This is a genomic window from Commensalibacter sp. ESL0382 (assembly GCF_009725775.1).
Taxonomy (GTDB): domain Bacteria; phylum Pseudomonadota; class Alphaproteobacteria; order Acetobacterales; family Acetobacteraceae; genus Commensalibacter; species Commensalibacter melissae.
This window is the reverse complement of sequence record NZ_WNII01000012.1, coordinates 120918-140690: the sequence shown is the minus strand read 5'-3', so window position 1 is coordinate 140690 and position 19773 is coordinate 120918. Positions and strand designations below refer to the sequence as shown.

Here is a 19773-nt window from a genome sequence, read left to right as displayed (position 1 = left end):
AAATTCTTCATGGATTAATAATTCAAGAAATTATTCTAATAATGGAAATGAATATGATATATTAATAGTAGGAAAACGACTAATTATACTTAGCCAAATGGCTATAAACAACCTAGCCATTATTCCAGATTTCTATAAGCTTTTGACTAATTGGTTCGATCTTGCGGAAGATGTAAATATTATTAAAACAATTATGCGTTTTATTTAACTTATACAATAAAGATCAAAAACAATACAGATATAAACGTATTGGTTCATCAACCAAGGAAAAAAAATGTCTCATTTACTAACAAAATGGGAACCGGAAAATCAACAGTTTTGGGAAAAGCAAGGACGTGTTATTGCTTTACGGAATTTATGGATTTCCGTTCCTGCTCTTTTACTTGCTTTCGTTGTATGGCAATTATGGAGTGTCGTTGTTGTCTATCTACCAGAAGTTGGGTTTAAATATACTCAAAATCAACTAATGCTTTTAACGGCATTGTCTGCATTGTCAGGGGCAACCCTGAGAATCATCTATGCCTTTATGGTTCCCATTTTTGGTGGAAGAAGATGGACGGTTTTTTCAACAGCCACCCTTTTGATTCCAACCATTGGTTTTGGTATATGCATACAAAATCCAAATACCAGTTTTGCAACAATGGTGATCTTGGCCCTGTTGTGTGGATTTGGTGGAGCAAATTTCAGCTCCTCTATGGCAAATATCGGATATTTTTTCCCTAAATCAAGAAAGGGATTTGCCACGGGGGTAAATGCTGGACTGGGAAATCTTGGTGTACCGTTTGTACAATTTGTTACCTTGTGGGTTATTGGCGTCAGTATCTTTGGTGCTTTGGGGGGTGGACCAGAAACACGTATTCATAACGGTCAGCAGAGTCTTGTCTGGTTACAGAATATCACCTATATTTGGGTACCTTTTATTGCGGTAACCGTTATCGCTGCCTGGTTTGGGATGAATGACCTTGCCACGGTCAAGGCATCTTTTTCAGAGCAATCAATAATTTTCAAGCGTAAACATACCTGGGTTGCCTGTTTGCTTTATCTGGGTACATTTGGATCCTTTATCGGTTTTTCAGCGGCATTGCCCCTGTTGATAAAGCATGAATTCGTTGATGTTAATCCAATAAAATACGCCTTTTTAGGTCCTTTGCTGGGGTCCATATTTAGAGTTGTTGGGGGAATTGCCTCTGACAAATTCAAGGCGACACGGGTAACTCAAATCAGTTTCCTGGGTATGATTGTTTTTTCCTTATGTATCGTTTTCTTCATCTCAGCCCCGGAAGAATCAAGAAGTTTTGTCGGCTTCCTGATAAGTTTTATGATCCTGTTCATTTTTGTTGGATTGGGAAATGGATCCGTATTTGCCCAGGTTCCCGGAATATTCACAATATTTTACCAGAAATACCTTAAAAAACAAAAAGCTGAATCTGAAGAGCAGATGAATGAGGATGCTGCCAAGGAAACCGGTGCGGTTCTTGGTTTTATGGGGGCTATTGGTGCCTATGGTGGATTTATAATTCCAAAACTGTATGGAACCTCTTTAAGTTATACCGGATCGTATAATTTAGCTTTTTATATTTTTGTGGGATTTTACGTATTTTGCCTTTTGATAAACCGTTGGTACTACCTTCGCAGAAATGCTGAAATACGTTGTTAAGACAAATTTGATTTAGAATTTGGAAATTGATTATGAGCCATATATTAGATCGTTTAAACTTTTTTAAAAAAACGAAAAGCAGTTTTGCTGACGGGCATGGCGCTGTTGTTAACGAGGACAGAAAATGGGAAGACGCGTATAGACAACGTTGGCAACAGGATAAAATCGTAAGATCAACTCACGGTGTGAATTGTACTGGATCCTGCAGTTGGAAAATCTATGTTAAAAGTGGATTGATTACCTGGGAAACCCAACAGACAAATTATCCGAGAACTCGTGCGGATCTACCCAATCATGAACCCAGGGGATGTCCTCGCGGGGCATCTTACAGCTGGTATGTTTATTCTGCCCAACGTGTTAAATATCCAATGCTGCGTGGACAGCTGGCTAGATTATGGCGTGATGCACGTCAGAAGATGGATCCGATATCCGCCTGGGAATATATCAGTCAAACACCAGAATTGGCCAGTTCTTACAAGAAAAGACGTGGATTGGGCGGATTTGTCCGATCAACCTGGCGGGAAGTCAACGAGCTTGTTGCCGCGGCAAATAACTTTACTATCAAAAAATATGGTCCCGACCGTATTATTGGATTTTCTCCTATTCCGGCTATGTCGATGGTCAGCTACGCTTCCGGATCCCGTTATCTTTCTCTTATTGGGGGTGTTCCGCTATCTTTTTATGATTGGTATTGCGATCTGCCACCAGCAAGCCCACAAGTATGGGGCGAGCAAACCGATGTTCCGGAATCAGCCGATTGGTATAATTCAACCTATTTACTAGTGTGGGGATCAAATATCCCCATGACTCGTACGCCAGACGCTCATTTTTATGCCGAAGTTCGTTATAAAGGTACAAAAACGGTCGCTGTTTCATCAGATTATGGTGAAATGGTAAAATTCAGTGATATATGGCTCTCTCCCAAACAAGGTACGGATGCTGCCTTGTCCATGGCGATGGGGCACGTAATCTTCAAAGAATTTCATCTGGACCGTCCCTCTGAATATTTTACGTCATATTGCCGTCAATATACAGATATGCCAATGCTGGTTATGCTTGATGAAAAGAATGGCCAACTGGTTCCCGGATATTTCTTGCGTGCCAGTCATTTGGCAGATCAGCTTGATGAAAAAAACAATCCTGAATGGAAAACGCTTGTTATTGATGAATTGACGGGACAGATTGTAACCCCCAAAGGATCAATTGGTTTTCGCTGGGGTGAAACAGGTCAATGGAATCTTAAAGAACAGGATAGCAAAGGACAGACCGTTAAGGCCCAACTTAGTCTGCTGGGTAAGCATGATAATGTTGCGGAGGTTGTGTTCAATTATTTTGCTGGAGAAAGCAAAAATGAACAGATGCTCCGAAAGGTTCCGGTTAAAACCATTACCTTGGCTGATGGCAATCAGGTAAAGGTTACTACAGTTTTTGATTTAATGGCTGCCAATTACAGTATTGACCGTGGTCTAGGTGATGGCGCTAGAGATTATATGGATGATGTTCCCTATACTCCTAAATGGCAGGAAAAACATACTGGTGTAAAACCTGAATTGGTTATTCAGGTTGCTCGTGAATTTGCCCAAAATGCCGATAAAACTCATGGTAAAAGCATGGTCATCGTGGGCGCCGGATTAAACCACTGGTATCATATGGATATGTCCTATCGTGGCATTATCAACATGTTAATGCTTTGTGGATGTATAGGTCAAAGTGGAGGTGGCTGGTGCCATTATGTTGGTCAGGAAAAACTGAGGCCACAAACCGGTTGGGCTCCATTGGCATTTGGATTGGATTGGAATCGTCCATCTCGTCAGATGAACGGAACATCCTTCTTTTACAATCATACAAGTCAATGGCGTCATGAAAAGCTGGCTATCAATGAAGTTGCCTCACAAAATAGCCTGAGTGAATTTGAAGGTATGGCGCTGATTGATTGTAATGCCAAGGCTGAACGGATGGGATGGTTACCTTCTGCACCGCAATTGTCAATGAATCCGTTGACGTTGACACAAAATGCAATTGCTCAAAATAAAGATCCCATTGACTATGCGGTTGAAGGATTGAAATCAGGTGCAATTGACATGTCTTGTAATGATCCTGATAATCCAGTGAACTTTCCACGCAACATGTTTGTATGGCGTTCCAATATTCTTGGTTCTTCAGGTAAGGGACATGAATATTTCCTTAAATATCTTTTGGGTACTCAGAATGCAGTTTTAAGTGAAGAGCAAAATTGTATTAAACCGAAGGAAATCAAGGTAAGAGAAGCCGCAGAAGGTAAACTGGATCTTCTGGTCGTCTTGGATTTCCGTATGTCAACGACTTGTTTATATGCAGATGTAATTCTTCCGACGGCCACCTGGTACGAGAAAAATGACTTGAATACATCGGATATGCATCCCTTTATTCATCCTTTAAGCGAGGCTGTACAACCTTTATGGCAAAGTAAAAGTGATTGGGAAATTTTTAAAGGACTGGCTGGAAAATTTTCTGAACTCGCCGCAGGATATCTTGGAAATCAAAAAGATCTTGTATTGACACCCTTAATGCATGACACTCCACAAGAGTTGGGGCAGCCTTTTGACGTTAAAGACTGGAAAAAGGGTGAATGTGATCCTATTCCTGGTAAAACAATGCCAGCCATGAAAGTTATCGAGCGAAATTATGGAGCAATTTATGAACAGTTTACATCAATTGGTCCTTTACTTGAAAAACTTGGTAATGGTGGTAAAGGTATAAGTTGGGATACCAAGCATGAGGTTGATCAATTACGTAATTTAAACAAGGTTGTTGGTCAGGGTATTGCAAAGGGACAGCCGAGACTTGATACTGCTATTGATGCGGCTGAAATGATCCTGAATCTTGCTCCTGAAACAAATGGGCATATCGCTGTCAAGGCATGGGGGGCATTATCAAAAGTAACAGGTATTGACCATACGTATTTGGCCACCCCTCGTGAACATGATTCCATTCGTTTTCGTGATATACAGGTTCAGCCACGTAAGATTATATCTTCCCCAACCTGGTCAGGCCTGGAAAGTGAAACGGTAAGTTACAATGCTGGTTATACAAATGTTCATGAACTGATTCCTTGGAGAACCCTGACCGGTCGACAGCAGTTTTATCAGGATCATCAATGGATGCGTGCATTTGGTGAAATGTTGTGTGTCTATCGTCCAGCGGTTGACTTGAAAACAACTCAAAAGGTTTTGGGACAGCATGGTAACGGAAATCCAGAAATAGTCCTGAATTTTATCACACCACATCAAAAGTGGGGCATCCACAGTACTTACTCCGATAATTTACGGATGTTGACATTATCCCGTGGCGGGCCACATGTCTGGCTTTCCGAAATTGATGCACAAAAGGCTGGTATCGTTGATAATGACTGGATTGAGGTTTTCAATCTAAATGGAACTTTAACGGCCAGAGCAATTGTAAGTCAGCGCGTTCCAGAAGGAATGACCTTGATGTATCATGCTCAGGAAAAGATCATCAATGTTCCTGGTGCAGAAGTTTCAAAAAAACGCGGAGGCATTCATAATTCGGTAACAAGAACAGTCTTAAAACCGACACATATGATTGGCGGTTATGCGCAATATTCCTATGGTTTTAACTATTATGGAACAGTTGGTTCAAATCGTGATGAATTTGTTGTTGTCCGTAAAATGAAGCATGTCGATTGGCTTGAAGAGACTGTTAGCGTTAATTACCCAAAAGTTGAGGCATAAGAGATTACCAATGAAAATTAGAGCTCAAATTGGCATGGTGTTGAATCTGGATAAATGCATAGGATGCCATACTTGTTCCGTGACATGTAAAAATGTATGGACCAGTCGAGATGGTGTTGAATATGCATGGTTCAATAACGTTGAATCAAAACCAGGGGTTGGATATCCCAAGGAATGGGAAAACCAGGATAAATATAATGGTGGATGGGTTTTAAAAGGTGGCAAGTTGCGTCCCCGTCAGGGTGGCAAGTTACATATTATGGCAAATATATTTGCCAATCCCAATCTTCCGCAAATTGATGATTATTATGAACCCTTTACATATGATTATGAACGTTTGCAAAATTCTCCGGATGTAAAAACCCCCCCTGTTGCCCGACCAGTTTCGGTCCTAACCGGACAAAAAATGGAAAAAATAAATTGGGGACCAAACTGGGAGGATGATCTTGGTGGAGAGTTTTCAAAGCGTGCAAAAGACAAGCTTTTTGATGGTATTCAAAAGGATATGCTGTCAACTTTTGAAAATACATTTCTTATGTATTTACCAAGATTGTGCGAGCATTGTTTAAATCCAGCCTGTGTTGCAAGTTGTCCTTCAGGTTCAATTTATAAACGTGAGGATGACGGTATTGTCCTGATAGATCAGGATAAATGTCGCGGCTGGAGGATGTGTGTCTCGGGCTGTCCCTACAAAAAGATATATTTTAACTGGGTTTCTGGTAAAGCAGAAAAATGTATATTCTGTTATCCACGTATTGAAGGTGGACAGCCAACCGTTTGTTCCGAAACATGTGTAGGGCGTATTCGTTACCTGGGTGTTTTACTTTATGATGCAGATAAAATTAAAGAGGCTGCATCTACGGAAGATACCCAGGATTTGTATGAATCCCAACTTGATGTTTTTTTAGATCCCAATGATCCGGCAATTATTGCGGAAGCTCTTAAACAGGGTATACCCCAAAGCTGGCTGGATGCGGCAAGAAATTCACCGGTCTATAAAATGGCAGTAGAATGGAAAGTTGCTTTCCCCCTGCATCCAGAATACCGCACCTTACCAATGGTTTGGTATATTCCACCTTTATCGCCTATTCAGTCTGCAGTAGCGAATGGCATGATTGGCAAGAATGGAATTATTCCTGGTATTAAGGATTTACGTATTCCAATTCGCTATTTGGCTAATTTGCTTACGGCGGGGAAAGAAGAACCCATTATTAACGCCTTGGAAAACATGATTGCGATGCGTCGTTATATGCGTAGCAAGTCTGTTGATCAACGTCCTGATCGTTCTGTCTTGAAAGATACGGCTTTGACTGAAGTCCAGATTGAAGAAATGTATCAGATTATGGCGATTGCGAATTATGAAGATCGTTTTGTCATTCCATCATCCCACAAGGAAATGGTTGAAAACGCATTCCAGGATAAGGCTTCCTGTGGATTTACTTTCGGGAATGGATGCTCTGACGGGGTGAATAAGGCAAGTCTTTTTGGCAAGAAGGTTTCTCCAATTATCTTTCACGACGCTGTAGAGGATCGTGAACAGAACAAGGCAAAAGAAAGCAATAGCTGATGGAAATTTTCAAGATACTTTCAGTTTTATTATGTTATCCAGAGCAAGAATTGCTTGATGCACTCCCTTCAATTTTGGGACGTTTAAAAACGCTTGAGATTGAATGGAGCTTGCTTTCTCCCTTATTGGAACATTTGCAAGAAAAGGATTTGATTGATTTGCAAGAAGAGTATGTTTCACTTTTCGATCGTAATCCATCATGTTCATTGCATTTATTTGAGCATATTCACGGTGAGGACCGTCTAAGGGGGCAAGCCCTAGTCAATCTCATGTCAGAATATAAGGCAAACGGTTATGATATTTCAGTAATTGATGAATTACCAGATTATTTGCCTTTATTTTTAGAGTTTTTATCTGTCTGTAATGAAGGTGAAGCAAAGGATTTACTGGCGGCATCAATTGACGTGATTGATCACATCGGATCAAAATTGCGGGAAAGTCAGTCTGTCTATACGGGTATTTTCACTTTACTTGTCAATTATTCTTCTGTTCAACCTCAACCTTTAAAAGTTCCCCCAGTTAAAGATATGGAGGAGGCAATGGAGAAATTTGGCCCAAATATTGAGGGAGTTGAACCTCTTTTACAAACGAATGCCTGTAATCTCTGTTCTGTAGACAATGAAAATAAAGGGGCAAGTCATGCATTATCTCGATAAATTTATTTTTGGAATTTATCCGTATATCGTATTAACAATTTTTGTTGTTGGATGCTTGGTACGTTTTGAACGTGAACAATATTCATGGAAAAGTGATTCCAGCCAGATTTTATATCGTGGACAATTAAGATTTGGAAATATCTGTTTTCATATTGGTATTTTAGGTCTGTTTTTTGGGCATCTTTTCGGTCTTTTAACACCCATCTGGGTTTGGGATACACTGGGAGTTACCCATTCAGCAAAACAGATTTTCGCCATGATGGCTGGCGGCATCATGGGCAGTATCTGTTTGGTTGGGATTTTGATCCTTATTCACAGAAGATTTGTTTCAGCCCGTATATTGGCAAATAGTACCTGGCGTGATAAATTGTTGTTAATCTGGTTATTATTGACTTTGTTACTTGGTTTATCAACAATTTTTGTTTCGGCTCAGCATACGGACGGTCATGAAATGGTTCAACTTATGACATGGGTACAGCATACAATTACCTTTCAAGGTGATGCCGTGGCCTATATCATGAATGCGTCATCAATCTTCAAATTCCATCTTTTTATGGGAATGACAGTATTTGCTATTTTCCCATTTACCCGTTTGGTTCATGTATTTAGTGGCTTTGCCATGGTCAGTTATGTAACTCGACGCTGGCAGTTGGTAAGACCACGTTCATGAACGTGAAGATGTGAACTGATGAAAAATCCCAAAATACCGGAATTAAGATTGCTTAAACTATTGGCTGTTGTTCTGGCTTGTTTTGGATTTTTTCATTCCGTTCAGGCAAAAGAGATTGTTGTTTCTGCGGCGGCTAGTTTAAGCGATGCTTTTAAAGATATAGCTAAAATTTATGAAACATCGCACCCTCAGGATAAAATTTTATTTAATTTTGGTTCTTCGGGCAGTCTGTTAAATCAAATAGCACAGGGTGCCCCGGTTGATCTTTTTGCATGTGCCGATGAAAGCACAATGGATATGGCAGAGCAAAAAGGATTGATTTTTCCTGGATCAAGACAGGATTTTATTAATAATCATTTGGTTCTTGTGACTTTTATTCATAGCAAGTTACAGATACGTGAACTGGCAGATTTAGATAAACCCTTGATTAAGCGGATCGCGTTGGGACAAGTTGTAACTGTTCCAGCGGGTCGTTATACAAAATATGCATTGCAGGCTGCAGGTTTATGGCAAAAATTACAAGATAAATTCATTCCTGCGCAAAATGTCCGTCAGGTTCTGGATTATGTTGCCTGTAATGAAGTGGATGTCGGTTTTGTTTATGAAAGTGATGCAAAACTTTTTTCAGATAAAGTTAAAATACTTTATCGGGCTCCTTTGCCAAAACCCGTTCAGTACCCAGTTGCCTTGGTTAAAAATACTCAAAACCCAAATCAGGCTAAGGCGTTCATGGACCTGTTATTTTCAGTTAAAGGTCAGAGAATTTTTAGACAATACGGTTTTGCTGTTCGGTAGTTGTTCATGGGAATAAATTTTACCTGGACGGCTCTTTTTTTATCCTTGAAAATTGCCGTTTTCGCAGTCTCGATCAATATGTTTCTGGCAATACCTGCAGGATATTTTATTGCTCGGTATCGTTTTTATGGTAAGGAATTTTTAGATATTGTCTTTACATTGCCAATGGTTATGCCGCCGACTGTATTGGGATACTATTTGTTAGTATTGTTTGGACAGCATGGTTGGATAGGACAAATATTGGGAAAATATTTTCATCTTAGTCTTATATTTACGTGGCAGGGGGCTGTTTTAGCCGCTATTGTCGTGACTTTTCCTTTGATATTCAAACCCGCCAGAAGTGCCTTTGAATCAATCAATCCTTGTTATGAACAGGCTGCACGGGTATTGACTATTTCTGATATGGCGATTTTTTTCCGTATAACCTTACCTTTGGCTTGGCGTGGTATTATGGCAGGTTTATTACTGGCATTTGCCAGAGCTTTGGGAGAATTTGGTGCAACCCTGATGATTGCCGGAAATATTCCCGGAAAAACGCAAACCCTATCTTTGGCAATCTATGAAGCCGTTGAAGCGGGACAGGATCATGCCGCAAATATATCCGTCTTGATTTTATCCGCTGTTTGCATTTTTGTTTTATTTATGGCTAAACGGCTGAATATTACGCATAATTCAATTTATTGATCATGATATTTCAAATAAATCTCAAGAAATTAATAAAAAATCATCATCATGTGTTTCAGCTCAATGTTGATTTTTTTTCTCAAAATCGTTCAGTGGTGATATTTGGCCCGTCTGGATCTGGAAAAACAACATTGCTTAAAATAATAGCGGGATTAAATTCACCAGATTGCGGGTTGATAAAAATTGATAATAAAATCTTTTTTGATCAGAAACGTAAAATCAATCTGGTCTCCCAGGAGAGAAAACTTGCTTATCTTTTCCAAGGTTATAGTCTTTTTCCGCATTTAACAGTCAAACAGAATATTTCCTTCTCACTTGTCAAGGGAATATTTAATCCCCGTGTCAGTCAGGATTTTGCAATTGTTAAGGACTGGATGAATCGCTTGGAAATCCTGAACTATGCTGAATATTATCCATATCAATTGTCGGGGGGGCAACAACAGCGGGTTGCATTGGCCAGAGCATTGGTTGCGCAACCCGATTTGTTGTTACTAGATGAACCGTTTTCAATGCTTGATAGTCGCTTGCGACGCAAATTGCGGTATGAAATAAGGGATATTCAACAACGGTTGCAATGCTTGATGATGGTTATATCGCACGATGATGAGGATGTAGAGTGTTTTGGTGAGGATATCTTACATTTGGGAAAAAATAGTAATTATTAGATGAATTAATAAATAATAGTCTGATTGTATTTTATCTATAATGATTTTTTAGAAATATTTAAGTCTTTTTTTTGATTTTTAAACACATATATAAAATTCATAACTACAAAGTCTTTATTGCAATTATGACGTGGCCGAGCTTCTGATGCTGATTGATAAATTTGGTAGAACAATTGATTATTTAAGAATTTCTGTTACGGATCGCTGTAATTTAAGATGTTCTTATTGTATTCCGAAAGGATTTAAAGATTTTGAAACTCCAGACCATTGGCTCACTTTTGATGAATTAATGCGTGTTGTTCGTGCGTTTGTAAGATTAGGTACAAAACGTTTTCGCTTGACTGGTGGTGAACCGTTGGTTCGCAAAAACCTAACAGATCTGGTGCATCGAATTAAAAAAATTGATGAGGTGGAGGATTTATCCATTACAACGAATGGAACCTTGCTGACATCCCATGCCAAATCATTGTTTGAGGCTGGCTTAGATCGTTTGAACATAAGTCTTGACTCCTTGAATCGTAAAAATATAGAGGATATTACAGGTCTGGATTGTCTAGAGCAGGTTATGGAGGGTCTGCGAACAGCAAAACAACTCGGTTTTCATAAAATAAAGATTAACATGGTTGTATTGCCAGACAAGAATATGGCAGAAATTGAACGAATGTTCGAATTTTGTATTGAACACGGGTTTATTCTGTGTTTGATTGAAGTCATGCCAATGGGAAAAACCGGGCAAAATATGACAACTGTCTCGCTGCAACCCATTATACAAGAATTAAGGAAACATTACGATTTGCGTTCAACGATGAAGATAATAGGAAATGGTCCGGCGCGTTACTGGGAAACAGCAACAGGTAATGTATGTCTTGGATTAATTACACCGTTATCACAGCATTTTTGTGCGACATGCAATCGGGTTAGATTGTCGGTTGATGGAACCCTTTATATGTGTTTGGGACAGGATAACAGCTTTGCGTTAAGGCCGTTATTAAGAAATCATTGTAGTGATAAAGAACTGGATCAGGCCATTCAAGAAGCGATAGAATTAAAGCCAAAAGAACATGATTTTTTAAAACAGCCCAATAAAATTATGCGTATTATGTCAAAGACAGGAGGATAGGTTGACAGTCCTATTTTTTAGGTAAAAAAGCTTTTACGACTTTTTTATCTGTTTCAATCCTGGGTCCACCAATTACATCGATACACATTGGAACCGCGGCAAATACTCCATGTATAAGAACCTTGCCATCTTGATCTTTTACCCCTTCCAATGTTTCACGAATGGCATTCGGACGTCCGGGCAGGTTTAGTATCAGGCTTTTTTTACGGATTACGCCCACTTGTCGTGACAGAATGGCGGTTGGCACGAAATATAAACTGACTTGACGCATTTGCTCACCAAAACCGGGCATAACTTTATCTGCGATGGCCAGAGTTGCATCAGGTGTCACATCTCGGATGTAAGGGCCTGTACCGCCCGTGGTTAAAACAAGGGGACAATCTTGATGATCGACCAGATCGATTAATGTTTTTTCAATCAGATCCTGTTCATCAGGAATTAAATGCTCAATATATTGTTTTTCGTTAAGAACCGCTTTATCCAGCCAATTTTTCAAGGCAGGTAAACCTTTATCTTCATATATACCCTGACTGGCTCTATCACTGACAGAAACCAAACCAATTTTTATTGCTGTCATTTTATATTTTCCTATCAATAAAGTCTAAAGAGAATAGTCAAGTGGATAAATTTTTATAAAGTCTCCTTTATGAACAGGGGTATTTTCCGGAATTTCTGCCAATCCATTTGCCTGGGAAAATGTTGCCAACATGGCAGAACCCTGATTATTTAAAAGACTAACATGAGCAGGTGATTGAGAATAATCAACCCGCACCCGTAAAAACTCCCGTCTTGCTTGGGTTTTCCTTTTTTCAAATTGGGCTTGAGCAAGAATAGTTTTTGGCAGGCAATTCTGTAATGTTTCGCCGGCAAGATGTCGTAAAGCGGGAATAACAAGTTGTTGAAAGGTGACGAGGGTGCTGACAGGATTACCGGGTAACATAAAGAATATTTTGCTATTGATTTGTCCCCAGGCAAAAGGTTTGCCGGGTTTAATGGCAAGTTTCCAGAAAATGAGTTGGCCAAGCTGTTGTAAGGCGGCATGAACGTGATCCTCTTCACCAACCGAAACTCCACCAGATGAGATAATGATGTCTGCTTCTTTACTGGCTTTTTTTAATGCGATTTCAGTTTTATCCCGATTATCGGGAAGAATGCCTGCATCAATGACATGATGTCTGGTTTTTTGAAGCCAGGTTATCAAAAGATAACGGTTTGCATCAAAAATCTTGCCAGAAGATAGAGGCTGACCTGGGTTGATCAATTCATTTCCTGTGGAATAAACCCAAATGGTTAAAGGTTTATATATTTTGACATTTTGATAGCCTTGACTTGCCAATAAAGCAACACTTGCGGGCGTAAGCCTATGGCCTTGTGTAAGCAGTATATCACCTTTTTTTAGTTCTTCCCCTTGATAGCGTATATTTTGTCCTTTTTTGATCTGCGAGGTAAGAGTTAGGGTGTTGTTTTCAATTTTTGTATTTTCTTGCTGGATTACAGCGCTGGTTCCGGGGGGAATTGGAGCTCCGGTAAAAATTCGTGCGGCTTCACCAGTTTGGAGGGTGGCATTGGAAAGGGAATCTCCTGCTGCAATCCGGTTTGTAATTTGCCATTCAGAACATTGACAAGGATCACCACCCAGAGCATAGCCATCCATGGCACTATTGCTGAAAAAAGGTGTGTCATATTGAACATAAATATTTTCAGCAAGAACTAGATGATTTGCCTTTAAAAGGGGATAATCTTCTATGGGTTGTTTAATAGAGGTTCTTTGCAGAAGTTCTTCAAGGGCCTCATCATAGTTTTTTAGCATGGTGCCTGTCTTGTTGATAACGGGTTAATGTGTCAAGGTCGTTAATATTGGTAAATTCATGTTCATCATGAAAATTCACTTTTATATTTGGGTGTGCAGATATCCATGATTTAAGGCTATAATGCTGATGATTTAAATGATTGGCAAGATAGTCATTCGTACAGGGTTTGCATAAGAGGATACTTGGATGAATCTGTTTTGGTGTCGCTGCGTACGCAATTAGCAAGTCTGGATTTGATATCAATGCGTGATAAAGTGAGGAAACTAGATTTGCGGGTAAAAAGGGAGTGTCGCAGGGAACAACCAATATGTAATCTGTATGAGCGGGAATAAAGGAATAAAGACTGACAATGCCAGCCAGGGGACCTTTTCCTTTCCATTGGGGGAGATCCTGGTAGACTGGAAAACCAAAAGATTGATAAGTTTCAATATGATTGTTTGCGCTTATCAAAATGTTTTGAACATGCGGTTGAATACGTTGGATAACATGATTGACAAGGGGATGACTATTAAGAGAAAGCAATCCTTTGTTTTGACATCCTACACGCCGACCTTCCCCACCCGCCAGAATAAAGGCGGCAATATTTTTATCATTCATGACTGGACCATCGTTCTTTTTCTTTTAAATCGTATGATTTAGCCCTGACCCATCTTGACTGTCCGTTTCTAAAAAATTCTTTTTTCCAGAATGGAGCTTCTGATTTTAAATAATCCATTATGAATTCAGCAGATTCAAATGCAGCCTTTCTATGACTGGCCGCTGTCAGAACCAAAACGATTTCTTCTCCTACCCGTAAATTCCCCACGCGGTGTATAACCTGACAACCCTGTATATCCCATCGTTTTTTTGCCAAATGAATTATTCGTTCAATTTCTTGTTCAGTTACAGACGGAAAATGTTCAAGATAAAGATAATCAAGCGGTTCTTTTTCATCAAACCCCCTGACGATACCGGTAAAGCTGACAATTGCACCACAATTGAAAATGTGAATCTTTTTTCGGAATTCCTCTTGTGAAAAAGGTTGGGTCTGTATTTTGACAGAGAACAATTCAACCTCCTGTAACAGGAGGTAGAATGGCAACTTCATCATCAGGATGAAGGGGAGTGGGTTGATAGATAATGCGTTGATTAATGGCCAGGCGGAAAATGTTTTCTTCTGCCAAGGCGTCCGACCAAGAGGCATTGCGGCTTCTTAAAAAATTAAGTAAATCTTGTGAATTACCTTTGTCCCAGGTAATTTCTTCCTCTTCAATTTGTAAAATATCTTTAAGAAAACCAAAATAACGGATTTTTATCATATTATATATATAGCATCTGCTAGAATGAGTTTAAAGATTAATATAGGAAGAATATCATGAGTAAATTGACGCATTTTGATGAGTCTGGGCAAGCTCACATGGTTGATGTCGCAAATAAGAAAATCTCGAAAAGAACTGCCATGGCTGGGGGGTCAATCCAGATGTCTCAGGAAGCTTTTGAACTTTTGAAAAAAGGAAACAGTCATAAGGGTGACATATTAGGTATAGCAAGAATTGCCGCCATACAGGGTAGCAAACAGACTTCAAATTTGATCCCTTTATGTCATCCATTATCGCTAAATCATCTAAAAGTGGAATTTGAATTGGAAGAAAGTAAAAATATTGTGCATATGCGGGTTACTGTTGATACAGAGGGCAAAACAGGAGTTGAAATGGAAGCGTTGACAGGGGTTTCTGTAGGATTGTTAACCGTTTATGATATGCTTAAAGCGGTAGATAAAAGAATGGTCATGCATAACATTCATCTTGTTTCTAAAAAGGGTGGGAAAAGCGGAGAATTTAATTTTTAAATTTTATAAGGAAAGTTCAGTCTAATTACTGAATTCATCTTGTATTTTTGATCGCTTCTTGATAAAAGTTCTGTGTGGGGCGCATAGCTCAGTTGGTAGAGCAGCTGACTCTTAATCAGCGGGCCCAAGGTTCGAACCCTTGTGCGCCCACCATTTTCTTGATACAGCAATTTTTATTTATCAAATATAATTTTGAGAAATATGCATTTTTAAGTTAAAAGCCCCATATTATGAGCTTAAAATTCATGTTTTTGAATTTTGGTTATTTAAATAATAAAAAAATTAATGAGCATTAAACAATATTATAATATTTAATAAGAACATTATTCATAATAATGCAGGATTTATTATTGTGTTATAGTTTTCTTTTTATATTTTATAACAAAAAGGATTTGGGAAATAACCAGTAATACAGATGAAATTAGGGTGGCTGGTCCAATCCCCTGTATCCCCCATTTTTGAATAAAAATAATCAACATTGGTATATAAATGAAACTGTTTATTCCACGAGAAATGGATGCCCCTTTGGTATTTCCTGTTGTGATTAAAATGGGTTCCAAGGAAATTCCCCATAGGATAACTGCTTTTGCACCAGCCAACCAATATAGTAAATGAAGGGTTTCAGGTGTGGTGGATTTATGAAGTAATAATGAAATGATATATGGTGCAATATAAGGTAGAATGAGAAAAATAACGGAAATGATACCGCCGGTTAAAAGAGTGATTTGCAAGGCCATTTTATAAAGGTGCGATGGTTTGCTGCCCTGCCATGAGCGGGTCATTTCCGGATATAATGTAGATTGTAGCATAATGACAGGTTTTGCAATCGCTTCTGAAATTTTATTGGCAATCGAATAGCGTGCATTTTGAACAGTACCAAGCATACTTCCAATAATTTGAGCGGTTATATGGGCGGAAACAAGGGAAAAAGTCATGTTTATATTGGTATTCCAGGCAAATTTCCATATCCCGGGTAAATCTTTGGTAAGCCCATCATTAATACGATTGAAAAATCCTTTTAAAAAACCTTGCTTGTAAAGTTGGTACAAAGCGGTGACCAAAATAGTAATGAAATTCATGAAAGTGGCAAAAGTCCAGACAATAACTGCTCCCAACATACCACCATGAATAAGGGTAAGAAAAGCGATGCCCAAGAACCGAACTGTTGTTGTTGTTGTTCCTTGAATGGCAAGTAAATCATAACGGTTCAATAATAATAAAACGCCATTGGCTGTTGCACTTGTCGTAAATAAAACAGAAAAACTGAAAATGATACCCAGATAATGCCATTCAGGTGGCCACCCCAAAATATTGCTGAAATTTATGGCAATCAGAACACTGACGACCAAGGCAAAGGTAGCACTGCATGCATCAAGTAAAAAAGAAAATCGCAACACTCGTTGAAAAAGGGGAAGATCTTTATTTTGATAGGGTTTAAGGCCGTAATGCAAGACAGTCTGCCATGATTGAAATTCTGCCACATCGCCCACAAGCTGGCCAAAAGCGTATATAAGAACCAGAAAACCGTATCCTTTATCGCCAATGAGTCGGGTTGTTAAATAAATTTGGGCTAAACCAAGAGGAACATTGATGATCTTTCCGCTTAATAATTTTAATACGTTATATCCTGACCGCCTTAAACTGCCTCTATAGGAAGGGATTTTATTCTTTGGCACTCTTTATTCCATAGTTTCAAGTAAACAGATTTTGTTATTTTCAGTTTTTCAGGGCATTAAAGAGATAATGCCTTAGCAATTTTTTTTTAAGTTAAAATATATAGTAACTTTTTTTAGAAAAATAAAAGGCTAAATCATATCATTTACCGTAATAATATGCCAATGTTCACGTGTTTTTTCTATCAGAGTAATGGAAAGGTTATAAATGGCAAAGGATAATGCTGAATTAACCGGGATTTTTGAAGCATAGGCAAGGGCAGCCCGAATAGCCCCGCCATGAGATATGACAATAATATCTTTATTTGTGTATATTCTGCTAAATTCCTCCATTTTGCAACTGACTCTTTGATGGACATCATTCATGTTTTCACCTTTAGGTGGAGTTTCTTCGGCTGAGAAGGGCCAAAAAGGGTGCGCAGAAAATTTTCGGTGTTTTTCAACTGTAACATGTGATAGACCCTGCCAGGCTCCAAGATTCTGTTCCAGAAAAGCATTTTCGATTTGTAAATTCTCAGATCCATAACCCGCCTTTTGAATTTGTAAGGCCGTATCTCTTGTACGGGACAGGCTGGTAATGAACCAAAGTTGTGTCTTGGGTAATTTCTTGGCCAGAAACTGATAGTATGTTTGTTGTTTTTTTAAATGTGTAGGACAGATTGGAACATCTTTAGTGCCATAAAGATAAGAACGGTCCTTTTCATTAACAATTGCATGACGAATAAACCAGAAACGTGTCGTATCACCAATAGAATCAGGATGGTCTATGAAACTAAAATTATTGTTAGACATAAGCAATGATATACTTTATATAGTCAAAAAATATGGGTATTTATATCATAAATTGCAAATTGGTTTGATTTAATTATTATAAATTTTTAAGATATTTTGAAGATATTCAATAAATTTATAATATAAAATACAAAAAAATTATTTAAGGTACATTAATAATGTTGATTTTAGTCACTGGAGGATGTGGTTTTATTGGTTCAGCTGTGATTCGACATCTTATAAAAAATACGCAGCATGAAGTGGTTAATATCGATATCCTAACGTATTCGGCTTCTCTTGATAATGTGGCAGAAATAGCCGGAAATAGCCGGTATTCTTTTTGCAAAACTGATATTACTGATTTTATTTCATTAAACAAAATATTTAATCAATTCAAGCCTGATGCAGTAATGCACCTGGCTGCAGAATCTCATGTAGATCGTTCGATTGATGGTCCAGAAGTGTTTATTCGGACCAATATTCATGGAACATATTGTTTATTACAGGCTGCTTATGAATATTGGAGAGCAATGTCAGTAGATAGACAAAGAAAATTCCGTTTCCATCACATTTCAACAGATGAAGTTTTTGGCGCTTTACAGTCTGGAGATCCCCCATTTACAGAACAAACTCCCTATGATCCGCGCAGTCCTTATTCTGCTTCAAAAGCAGCTTCAGATCATCTGGTTAGGGCTTGGTTTCATACATATGGACTTCCAACTTTTGTGACAAACACAACAAATAATTATGGCATTTGGCATTTTCCAGAAAAGTTAATCCCGTTAATGATTATCAATGCCTTGGAAGGCAAGGCTCTACCAGTTTATGGTAAGGGAGATAATATAAGAGACTGGCTGTATGTTGAAGATCATGCTGAAGCGCTTGTAAAAGCTATAGAGCTTGGAATTCCGGGAGAAACTTATGCAATTGGTGCCCAACAACCCAGAACTAATCTGGAGGTTGTGCAAACGATTTGTCATATTCTTGATGAACTGAAGCCTGATCCTCAGGGAAAATACGAGCGGTTGATTCATTTTGTAACGGATCGTCCAGGTCATGATTTTAGATATGAAATAAATCCAGTCCATGCCCAAACCGAATTAAAATGGAAAGCAAAACACAATTTTGAAGAAGGAATTCGTAAAACGATTCAATGGTATTTGAATCATGAGGATTGGTGGAAGAATATTCGTCAAAAACATTATGCTGGACAACGGTTGGGAATAAAACAATGACAAATCAGCATGAAAAATCAATAAAGGGTATATTACTGGCTGGTGGATCAGGTACAAGGTTATATCCTTTGACAGCTGTTTCCAGTAAACAGCTATTGCCTATATATGACAAACCCATGATTTATTATCCGCTGACAACATTAATGCTGGCAGGTATTCGGGAAATCATGATTATCTCTACCCCTCATGATATACCACAAATCAAAAGATTATTGGGAAACGGTTCTGATATTGGAATGAAATTTGACTATTGTGTTCAACCCAAACCTGAAGGTATTGCACAAGCCTTTGTTTTAGCTGAAGAGTGGTTGGATGCTTCCCCTTGTGCCCTGGTGCTGGGGGATAACTTGATCTTTGCTTCACATTTAAGTCAGCTGTTGCAAAAGGCGGTTCAACGAAAATCCGGTGCAACGATATTCAGTTATCAGGTTAGTGATCCTGAACGGTACGGTGTTGTGACATTTGATGAAAATGGCAAGGTAACCCAGATTGTAGAGAAACCGAAAGATCCTCCCTCAAACTGGGCTGTGACAGGACTGTATTTTTATGATTCAAGGGTTACAGAATATGCAAAAAAAATAAAACCATCAGCACGTGGTGAATATGAAATCACGGATTTAAATAAAATTTATTTTGAAAATGACAATTTACATGTAGAGCGTCTGGGTCGGGGTTGTGCTTGGTTGGATGCCGGTATTCCCGCCAGTTTGATGCAGGCTGGAAATTTTGTGCAAATGATTCAGGCAAGACAAGGGATTTTGGTGGGATCTCCTGCTGAGGTGGCCTACCATAGAGGATTTATTAATGCGGAGCAATTACGTGCAATTGCAAAAAAATTGAATAAAACAGACCTTGGGAGAATGTTGATGGATGTTGCAAACGAAGGTTTTAATCAAAAGTAATTAATTAT

The 19773-nt window shown here is 38.8% G+C and carries 19 protein-coding genes and 1 tRNA gene; 13 read left to right on the top strand and 7 right to left on the bottom strand.

The genetic code is table 11. From position 1 onward, the window contains the following. The first annotated feature begins 274 nt into the window (after positions 1–274). From GM552_RS08380 to moaA, 9 genes are all read left to right on the top strand, one after another. Entirely contained in the window at positions 275–1657 is a 1383-nt protein-coding gene (locus GM552_RS08380; RefSeq protein ID WP_155566074.1) for a NarK family nitrate/nitrite MFS transporter, read from the top strand. A 32-nt stretch (positions 1658–1689) separates the two neighbouring features. After that, positions 1690–5388, top strand: a complete 3699-nt coding sequence (locus tag GM552_RS08375; RefSeq protein WP_155566073.1) for a nitrate reductase subunit alpha — start codon at positions 1690–1692, stop codon at positions 5386–5388. Positions 5389–5398: 10 nt separating this feature from the next. Next, positions 5399–6955 (top strand): nitrate reductase subunit beta, encoded by a 1557-nt coding sequence (gene narH, locus GM552_RS08370; RefSeq protein WP_155566072.1) that lies wholly within the window; start codon positions 5399–5401, stop codon positions 6953–6955. Next, positions 6955–7611: a nitrate reductase molybdenum cofactor assembly chaperone gene (gene narJ, locus GM552_RS08365; RefSeq protein ID WP_155566071.1), complete on the top strand. Its 657-nt coding sequence runs from the start codon at positions 6955–6957 to the stop codon at positions 7609–7611. The genes narH and narJ overlap by 1 nt, the downstream gene beginning before the upstream one ends. Beyond that, positions 7595–8281, top strand: a complete 687-nt coding sequence (gene narI, locus GM552_RS08360; RefSeq protein ID WP_155566070.1) for a respiratory nitrate reductase subunit gamma — start codon at positions 7595–7597, stop codon at positions 8279–8281. The genes narJ and narI overlap by 17 nt, the downstream gene beginning before the upstream one ends. Positions 8282–8299: 18 nt before the next feature. After that, positions 8300–9076 (top strand): molybdate ABC transporter substrate-binding protein, encoded by a 777-nt coding sequence (gene modA / locus GM552_RS08355; RefSeq protein ID WP_155566069.1) that lies wholly within the window; start codon positions 8300–8302, stop codon positions 9074–9076. Positions 9077–9082: 6 nt separating this feature from the next. Further along, positions 9083–9760 (top strand): molybdate ABC transporter permease subunit, encoded by a 678-nt coding sequence (modB, locus tag GM552_RS08350; protein ID WP_155566068.1) that lies wholly within the window; start codon positions 9083–9085, stop codon positions 9758–9760. A gap of 50 nt (positions 9761–9810) precedes the next feature. Next, the gene (locus GM552_RS08345) at positions 9811–10425 is read left to right on the top strand and encodes an ATP-binding cassette domain-containing protein (RefSeq protein WP_347400647.1); all 615 of its coding nucleotides are present in this window, start codon (positions 9811–9813) and stop codon (positions 10423–10425) included. 130 nt (positions 10426–10555) lie between these two features. Further along, entirely contained in the window at positions 10556–11545 is a 990-nt protein-coding gene (gene moaA / locus GM552_RS08340; RefSeq protein WP_347400646.1) for a GTP 3',8-cyclase MoaA, read from the top strand. A 10-nt stretch (positions 11546–11555) separates the two neighbouring features. Here moaA and mog read toward each other — a convergent pair whose 3' ends face one another. The 5 genes from mog to GM552_RS08315 are packed head-to-tail and all read right to left on the bottom strand — an operon-like array spanning position 11556 to position 14654. Further along, the gene (gene mog / locus GM552_RS08335; RefSeq protein ID WP_155566066.1) at positions 11556–12122 is read right to left on the bottom strand and encodes a molybdopterin adenylyltransferase; all 567 of its coding nucleotides are present in this window, start codon (positions 12120–12122) and stop codon (positions 11556–11558) included. Positions 12123–12146: 24 nt separating this feature from the next. Next, positions 12147–13355 carry a gephyrin-like molybdotransferase Glp gene (gene glp / locus GM552_RS08330; RefSeq protein ID WP_155566065.1) on the bottom strand — a complete coding sequence of 403 codons (1209 nt, stop codon included), beginning with the start codon at positions 13353–13355 and terminating at the stop codon, positions 12147–12149. Next, positions 13339–13953 (bottom strand): molybdenum cofactor guanylyltransferase MobA, encoded by a 615-nt coding sequence (gene mobA / locus GM552_RS08325; protein WP_155566064.1) that lies wholly within the window; start codon positions 13951–13953, stop codon positions 13339–13341. The genes glp and mobA overlap by 17 nt, the downstream gene beginning before the upstream one ends. Then, the gene (locus tag GM552_RS08320; protein ID WP_155566063.1) at positions 13946–14404 is read right to left on the bottom strand and encodes a molybdenum cofactor biosynthesis protein MoaE; all 459 of its coding nucleotides are present in this window, start codon (positions 14402–14404) and stop codon (positions 13946–13948) included. Before GM552_RS08320 ends, mobA begins: the two co-directional genes overlap by 8 nt. Before the next feature lies 1 nt (position 14405). Beyond that, complete coding sequence (locus GM552_RS08315) at positions 14406–14654, bottom strand: MoaD/ThiS family protein (protein ID WP_155566062.1); 249 nt, start codon at positions 14652–14654, stop codon at positions 14406–14408. A 56-nt stretch (positions 14655–14710) separates the two neighbouring features. Between GM552_RS08315 and moaC the strand changes: the two genes are divergently transcribed. Then, a complete protein-coding gene (moaC, locus tag GM552_RS08310) occupies positions 14711–15184 on the top strand; it encodes a cyclic pyranopterin monophosphate synthase MoaC (RefSeq protein WP_155566061.1) in 474 nt (157 codons plus the stop codon). A gap of 77 nt (positions 15185–15261) precedes the next feature. Beyond that, positions 15262–15337, top strand: a tRNA-Lys gene (locus GM552_RS08305). A 194-nt stretch (positions 15338–15531) separates the two neighbouring features. Here the strand turns inward: GM552_RS08305 and GM552_RS08300 are convergent. Beyond that, positions 15532–16860 (bottom strand): lipopolysaccharide biosynthesis protein, encoded by a 1329-nt coding sequence (locus tag GM552_RS08300; protein WP_110439134.1) that lies wholly within the window; start codon positions 16858–16860, stop codon positions 15532–15534. A 129-nt stretch (positions 16861–16989) separates the two neighbouring features. Next, positions 16990–17649, bottom strand: a complete 660-nt coding sequence (locus tag GM552_RS08295) for a histidine phosphatase family protein (protein WP_122124140.1) — start codon at positions 17647–17649, stop codon at positions 16990–16992. A gap of 158 nt (positions 17650–17807) precedes the next feature. On the opposite strand from GM552_RS08295, the gene rfbB reads away from it, so the two are divergent. Beyond that, entirely contained in the window at positions 17808–18863 is a 1056-nt protein-coding gene (gene rfbB, locus GM552_RS08290; RefSeq protein WP_155566060.1) for a dTDP-glucose 4,6-dehydratase, read from the top strand. Then, a complete protein-coding gene (gene rfbA / locus GM552_RS08285) occupies positions 18860–19765 on the top strand; it encodes a glucose-1-phosphate thymidylyltransferase RfbA (protein WP_110439131.1) in 906 nt (301 codons plus the stop codon). The genes rfbB and rfbA overlap by 4 nt, the downstream gene beginning before the upstream one ends. Positions 19766–19773 lie beyond the last annotated feature (8 nt).